Origin of the sequence: Bacillus sp. JJ1764 (assembly GCF_036962145.1) — a bacterium.
Taxonomy (GTDB): domain Bacteria; phylum Bacillota; class Bacilli; order Bacillales; family Cytobacillaceae; genus Neobacillus.
The window spans coordinates 1-6,998 of the sequence record NZ_JBALNY010000204.1; the positions used below are offsets into that span (position 1 = coordinate 1).

The following is a 6,998-nucleotide window of genomic DNA, read 5'->3' on the forward strand; positions in this document are numbered from 1 at the left end:
ATTCATATTGGAATGCACATTTCAAGTCGTTGGTATTGGTCTAATAAGGACAGACGAAAGGTGAGCCAACATCCCCTGTAAGCCCACCCTGTCTATTTCTAATGCTTCTTCATTTAGTTTTACGCCATTAATTCCTTCATCTCCAAAAATATGAATCAAGTTCAAGTTATTCTCTTCACAATATGCTTTAATTTCATCTTCTTGATATTTCAAGCTATATCCATCTCTTGCCTGCCCTTGAGTTGAGACTCGTATATACCCAACAACGTTCAGCTTTTCACCCTCCCGTTACATAAATTGTAATTTTCGTAACGTATTTAAACGAATAGCGAGTATTATACGACCGTCCCTAGTAATATTACAACCAAAACTTTAAAGCCAAGGCAATTTAAGAACACTCTTTCACATTATCCATTGTTTATCGCTATAAGCATTGTCATTCTCGTTAGTTTGTTAGTTAGTCAAAGTCATTAGTACCCCTGCCATATAAAATGTCATCTCGCCAAATTCTCACACTTTTCTTCATAGCCCAGTATAGGAATTAAACTCCATGATGGTACTACCATCATGGGCTCTCGATTCTCAAACAAATCATTGTTATTATCTCTTCCCTTTTTATACATGACTAGTGTGTCTATATTTAATCAAATATTAACCATTTATTTAATAATCAAAAAACCTTGAAAGGCATGAGCCAATCAAGGTCAGAAATAGTGATTTATAATCTTCAATTTCTTTCTTTACCAAATCCAATAATAAATAACCAGATTTAACTAAGTGCTACAGAAAAAGCAGATTCAAGCATAGTATCAAAATCGCAAAAAGTTTCCATATGCTCACCTGAAGGCTTATCTAGTTCGACAAAACTTTTTTTAGAAACATTATAACAATACCAAGCTATATCTGAATCTCCAAAAAAAATTAGCTCATCTTCGTCTTTAATTGACTCCCATGTTTCATTGGCATCAAAAAAACTATCCACCTGATTTATTGGCTTAGAATCCAAAAAATTTTGGTCAATCCCATATATTTTAAGTCCATTAAATTCAATTCCATTAACTGTTTGTAAAAATTCATAGTATTGTTGTGGCAGTATATCTTCACCAAATTTTTCTACTACAGATTTACGAAATCCTGATAACTCGTTTTCATTGGTAGGTAAATTGAGTTTTCGATTTCGTTTTTCTCTTATTTTGGAAATCTGACTAACTTGCTCTCTCCACATATAATAACCACCTTTTAAATATTATTTATTCCTTTTTAGGAGGATAAATGTCTCCTTCTGGAATAGGAAAATCTACTATCTTACTGTCCCCAGGTTTCATACCCTTTGTTAATGAATTTTGCTCATTTGTAATAACCTTGTGATATGGATGGTTTTTTATTAGAACTAAGTTTTCCACTTCATTAGTACCACCTTGATCCAAAGGGATTTTATGATGGACTTGCCAACCGTCAGGAACTAGTCCGTATTCCATCATATCTTCAATATCATTATCTGAAATTCCAGCTTTTTTTAATTCTTTTATTTTTTCAGGATTATCAGCCATAGATTTCATCAAGTCTTTCCTGACCATATTAAAATCCTTTCGCAATTGAGCTGTGTAATTGGGATTTCTTTTATTAAACGTGACCTTTTCTGTTTTAACATTAGGAAGTTTGACTTCCTCACCTTTTAATTTACCAACAAAATCAGGACGACTATCCGTCGTTGCCACTTTACCCGTACCCTTAGACCCCTCAATATTGATCCCATCAATCTTACGTATCAAATCCCTTATCGAGTTCTCAACCCCATGGCTGTTTTCAACAGGAATTTTCACCTTTTCACCTGTTGACGTCACCACAAGTCTTTTGGGCGAAGGGATTGTGTTTTTAACACCCGTCATGATGGTGTCGGCTAGTTTCCCTGCCTCTATTATATCCTTTGCAAGCTTATTTTTCACAACATGAGCCGCATCTTTTATTGCGGCAGAGGCGCTTTTCAAACGTGACACTGAATGCTGGCCAGCGGTTTTAATCATGTTGTCTATGTGATTGACACCCTGGCGGAAACCAGCATTTACACCCGTCTTCAATCCTAACTGACTGGTTGTTTCTCCCACACGGGCGAGCCGGGCCGTGCTGCTGAATTTCGCCAGGCCGCTCACACCCGGAACAATGTCCAAAGGTGCCAATACACCGCGGAACCACCGTTCTCCTGTCCCCAGTTCCCTGCCTGATACCCAATCCTTGCCCGATACGGCGGAACCCAATTCTGCCGCACCATATAAAGCTCCTAAAGCTATGCCTGCTGGAGGACAGATTAGGGTCGCTCCGACAATCACAACTAACGCTCCTACTTGCACCCAAAATTCCTTGTTTTCCTGTTGGTTGCGGATCGATTCATATTGGAATGCACGAGTGTTTAGGGCTGCTTGCTGGTATTCTTCTTGAGTGAAATCTTGGTCGGGGTTCAGTTCCTTCCACGCGTCATATTCCAGGTTCATTTGTCCGGCATAAAAATTATCCGCATTAAACAAATCATCGATGCTTACTTCCGTCTTCGGGACCTCGAAAGACTGCGAGGCACCATAGCCGCCATAGACGAACTGAGTTTCCGTTGCCCCAATCCGGTTTTTGGTGGTGTAGTTGGAAATCGTTAAGTTCCGCATTGCTTCCACAAACGCATCCATATATTCAAAGACTTGTTTAGTAATGGTCCGGTCAGCCACATTCTCAACCTTCCTAGAAAAATATTAACAATCTGGCACAAAAAAAAGCACCTAACGTAGAGGTTCAGGTGTCCTTACTGAACAGGCCCCATAAAGTGAGTGATGATATATCCCTTTAAATTTGACCTTCTTTAAGTTCTCTAGTACCTCAGCACCACCTAATCCTAACAGAGCTCCACTTTTTTGACGACTTAAATAAAATTGAATAATATAAAAGTGACAGTTCTAAAAATTCTTGGAGGAATTCATATTGAATACCCAATTACAGCATAAATGGAACTTAAATATGATGGAGGCCATTGAATTACAGCGAAACTTAGCTCAAAGAATCATTACCGAAGATAGGCTTGACCCAATCCTTCATGTCGCGGGAATAGATGTTGCTTATAGCAAAAATACCGACACTGTAATTGCAGGGATTGTCATTTTAGAATTTGATTCATTAAAAGTAGTGGAATCTGTTGTCTTTGAAGATACAGTTAGGTTCCCGTATATCCCAGGTTTATTTTCGTTCCGAGAGCTTCCTCCGATTATTAAGGCATTTGAAGAGATTAAGACCATGCCTCAATTAATTGTTTGCGATGGACAGGGAATCGCCCACCCTAGAAGGTTTGGATTAGCTTGCCATTTGGGGGTCCTATATGATATACCTACCATCGGGTGTGGAAAAACTAAGTTGATAGGCAATTTTACAGAACCCGATTCATATAGGGGTGCCTCCTCTCCATTAGTAGACAACCATGAAATCATAGGCAATGTATTAAGAACGCAGAAGAATATTAATCCCATATTTGTTTCCATCGGCCATCGTATATCCTTAACTACCTCCTGCGAATTGATACTCAAACTCTCACCAAATTTCCGGTTGCCTGAAACGACTCGGCAAGCTGATCAGCTGGTGAAAAAAACCATGTCATTTCACAACCATTAATTTTGCAAATAAAAAAGATGGGCGAAAATCGTCCATCTTAGTCTGTAAAGAGCCATAATAAACCCTATCAATCCTTATATCCTAAAGTAGTTTCCCGCCTCGTATCATAATAGAAAAAGGTATCTTTCTGAACCGATTTACTCTCAAAGATTCTGTTAACAATTATTGCTTTATCATATAAAGGCTTCCTTAACTAGTTATTCTGTCACAAATAACAGGAAAGTTTGTCAATTATTATCCATGTCTCTATCTCTTTATATCATCCTACTCCACAGTTTTCCAAAAGGTTCTTATCAAGCTGTTCGCTTTGTATTTCTTATAACAATTCTTTAAGCTTCCAAATCATATTTAGTAATCATTTCCTTCTCAAAAGCAGTTGGCTCTTGTTTTACTTTAATTAAGTTTCCGTTTTCATCCCACTCTCTAGAATGTAATCTAAACCCATATTTGTAATCTATAACGGATTTTATTTTACCGCTATCAAACCATGAAATACTTCTACCTGTTATTGTTCCTTTTTCCATGTATTTATGTTCTCTAACCTTACCATTTTGATAAAATTCCACTGTTACTCCATGCGGAATACCATTCTCATAAAAACTGTAATATGCTAATGTATCATTTGGATTTTTCTCGTATAATATTCCGGTTATAGCTGCTCCGCCTTCTTCCATTGGCTTATCGAAAACTTGATCCCCATATTGACCTGAATAACAGATATCATCTGTAAACTCAATTCCTAAATTTACAACTTCTTCCTTTGTCATAATATTTAAATCATTAATATTTAACTTTTCCAATTCAACCACTCCTACAACTAGCTAGATACAATAAAAAAGTCTTGAAGAATATAAGAACAGTGTGGACACATTGGAAATGGATCACCTAATGGTTTAACTGTCCCTCCAGATTTAACAACATACCCTATTATATCTTCTGGATTTGCCCCATCAAGTAATGCTTTATTTATTGCATAAACCTCTGCATGTGATCCAGCTCCATGTGTCTTAATATACCCTTCCCTTATATCTTTTGGCATATTTTTAATTTTTGATTCTATTAAAGGGTGCAACTCCGGCGGAAGTCCCCCATCCATATTATTAATTGCCGTATAAATTTTTCCTGTTTTTTTGTTATAAACACCAGATACCGCCGCCCCTAATTCTCTTTTGGTGAGACCAAGGTTTTTGAGAACGGACGCCTCTTCATTTACATGTTTAACTAATTTCTCTAGTTCTCCCCTCGTAAATCCTCGGCTAATTAATAAATCATCCAATTCAGTAATCTGACTTTTACCCGTACCTTTAGACCCCTCAATATTGATCCCATCAATCTTACGAATCAAATCCCTTATCGAGTTCTCAACCCCATGGCTGTTTTCAACAGGCATTTTCACCTTTTCACCTGTTGACGTCACCACAAGTCTTTTGGGCGATGGGATTGTGTTTTTAACACCCGTCATGATGGTGTCGGCTAGTTTTCCTGTCTCTATTATATCCGTTGCCAGCTTATTTTTTACAACCTTAGCCGCATCTTTTATTGACCGTCTCTAGTAAAAATACAACCCAAAGTTTTTTAATCCAAATCAGTAAAAGAACACCCTTTCACGTTACCCATTGTTTATCACCACGAGCTTGCACAATCTCGTTAGTTTATTGTCAATGCCATGTCATAGGTCCTCTACCATAAAATGTCATCTCGCCCGTTTATCTTACATTTCATGCTATCCAAGTATTAAAGCATAATGCTTTGATGGTACAACCATAATAAGAGTTAGGAATTTTCAATAGCATTTTTTATGTAGTCCAAAGCATAAAAAACATAAATTCCTAACAAAAAAAAGCACTTGTCGCCTATGTAGACAATCAAGTGCTTTAAATTCTATTGTACCCCTTTTAAAAAGTTCATAATATCATCTTTTTTTAGCGAAGTATTACTATCCTTTAAATAATTAATGAACTCTTTAACCACTACCTTATTTTTTTGTTTTATCCTATAAAAACCATCTAGAAACTGCTGTAATATACTATCGTCTACATTTTCTATTGGTGCAGGTAAATATTCTTCATTATCAAACTGATAAGCTTTCCAATTAGTAAAAGATATTGCATCTACAATGCAACCCCAAACTAATTCTTTTAATGGTTCTTTCTCATCTTGCATTTGCATAAATAGCCCCGTAAATTCTGTCCCATCATCTAATAGGTAATAGATTTCATCTCCAGAATATCGCTTATTTTCTAACCATTCCCAGCAAGCTTTCATAGCGCTATTTATATCTTTATATGCTGAAGAAGAAATCAACAAATCAACAACTGTTTCACTTAACCCTAACAAAAATGCAACTTGTCTATCTGATTCTAATTTCTCAATTGTATCTAACATAATATCCCTCATTTACTCAACTAATTTTCCATTTCTTAATATAAAACTTTCCTTTCCAGAAACCCTTATACCTTCTTTGACCTCAGTTGTAACTTTAATTGTCAAATTAGGATATTTTTTAGTTAACTGCATAAATATCCCGGCTTCTTTATTCGGATTTGTCATACCTTGCGTACATATTGAGCATACACCTCTTGGGTTTGACTGATGTATTACAAGAGTTCCTTCCACATCATTTGGATTAACCCCTAATTTTTTGAACGCCGTATCAAATTCATTAATAACTCCTTCTTCAGCATGCTTCATAAATTGTATATGTCGTGGATTAGTTCCATCATATGGAGCTCTTATTTCTCTATTAGGCATTATATCATCTAAATCAGGCAATCCAGCTTCTCTACGAACTTTTATTGAACTCCCTTCAAAAATCTCCCCTTCTAGTCCTGGTATGTCCGTTTTTCCAACAGCTATAGTATGAGTCTCAGGTACATTTAGTTTTTGACGTAAAACATCTAATTCTGTTTTTCCAAGTTCTATTTTACTTAAATCTTCACCCGTACCCTTAGAACCCTCAATATTGATCCCATCAATCTTACGAATCAAATCCCTTATCGAGTTCTCAACCCCATGGCTGTTTTCAACAGGCATATACACCTTTTCACCTGTTGACGTCACCACAAGTCTTTTGGGCGATGGGATTGTGTTTTTAACACCCGTCATGATGGTGTCGGCTAGTTTTCCTGTCTCTATTATATCCTTTGCCAGCTTATTTTTCACAACATGAGCCGCATCTTTTATTGCGGCAGAGGCGCTTTTCAAACGTGTCACTGAGTGCTGGCCAGCGGTTTTAATCATGTTGTCTATATGATTGACACCCTGGCGGAAACCGGCATTTACGCCCGTCTTCAAGCCTAACTGACTGGCTGTTTCTCCCACGCGGGCGAGCCGGGCCGTGCTGCTGAATTTCG

Annotated in this window: 6 protein-coding genes and 2 pseudogenes; 1 reads left to right on the top strand and 7 read right to left on the bottom strand. The window is 37.1% G+C overall.

The features are described 5' to 3' along the window. Positions 1-51: 51 nt before the first annotated feature. The 3 genes and pseudogenes from V7083_RS21795 to V7083_RS21805 form a co-directional block, all read right to left on the bottom strand. Positions 52-273, bottom strand: a pseudogene (locus V7083_RS21795) (recombinase family protein); the annotation flags it as partial. 496 nt (positions 274-769) lie between these two features. After that, the gene (locus V7083_RS21800) at positions 770-1,225 is read right to left on the bottom strand and encodes a YrhA family protein (protein ID WP_335482022.1); all 456 of its coding nucleotides are present in this window, start codon (positions 1,223-1,225) and stop codon (positions 770-772) included. Between the two features lie 25 nt (positions 1,226-1,250). Continuing rightward, positions 1,251-2,714 (bottom strand): HNH endonuclease signature motif containing protein, encoded by a 1,464-nt coding sequence (locus V7083_RS21805; RefSeq protein ID WP_335482024.1) that lies wholly within the window; start codon positions 2,712-2,714, stop codon positions 1,251-1,253. A 250-nt stretch (positions 2,715-2,964) separates the two neighbouring features. On the opposite strand from V7083_RS21805, the gene nfi reads away from it, so the two are divergent. Then, positions 2,965-3,645 carry a deoxyribonuclease V gene (nfi, locus tag V7083_RS21810; protein ID WP_335482026.1) on the top strand — a complete coding sequence of 227 codons (681 nt, stop codon included), beginning with the start codon at positions 2,965-2,967 and terminating at the stop codon, positions 3,643-3,645. Between the two features lie 329 nt (positions 3,646-3,974). Here nfi and V7083_RS21815 read toward each other — a convergent pair whose 3' ends face one another. The 4 genes and pseudogenes from V7083_RS21815 to V7083_RS21830 all read right to left on the bottom strand — a co-directional run. Next, positions 3,975-4,445 carry a toxin-antitoxin system YwqK family antitoxin gene (locus tag V7083_RS21815; protein WP_335482028.1) on the bottom strand — a complete coding sequence of 157 codons (471 nt, stop codon included), beginning with the start codon at positions 4,443-4,445 and terminating at the stop codon, positions 3,975-3,977. Between the two features lie 17 nt (positions 4,446-4,462). Then, a complete protein-coding gene (locus tag V7083_RS21820) occupies positions 4,463-5,035 on the bottom strand; it encodes a YwqJ-related putative deaminase (RefSeq protein WP_335482032.1) in 573 nt (190 codons plus the stop codon). A gap of 491 nt (positions 5,036-5,526) precedes the next feature. Then, entirely contained in the window at positions 5,527-6,030 is a 504-nt protein-coding gene (locus V7083_RS21825) for an Imm6 family immunity protein (RefSeq protein WP_335482030.1), read from the bottom strand. Between the two features lie 12 nt (positions 6,031-6,042). After that, a pseudogene (locus tag V7083_RS21830) lies at positions 6,043-6,998 on the bottom strand (hypothetical protein); the annotation flags it as partial.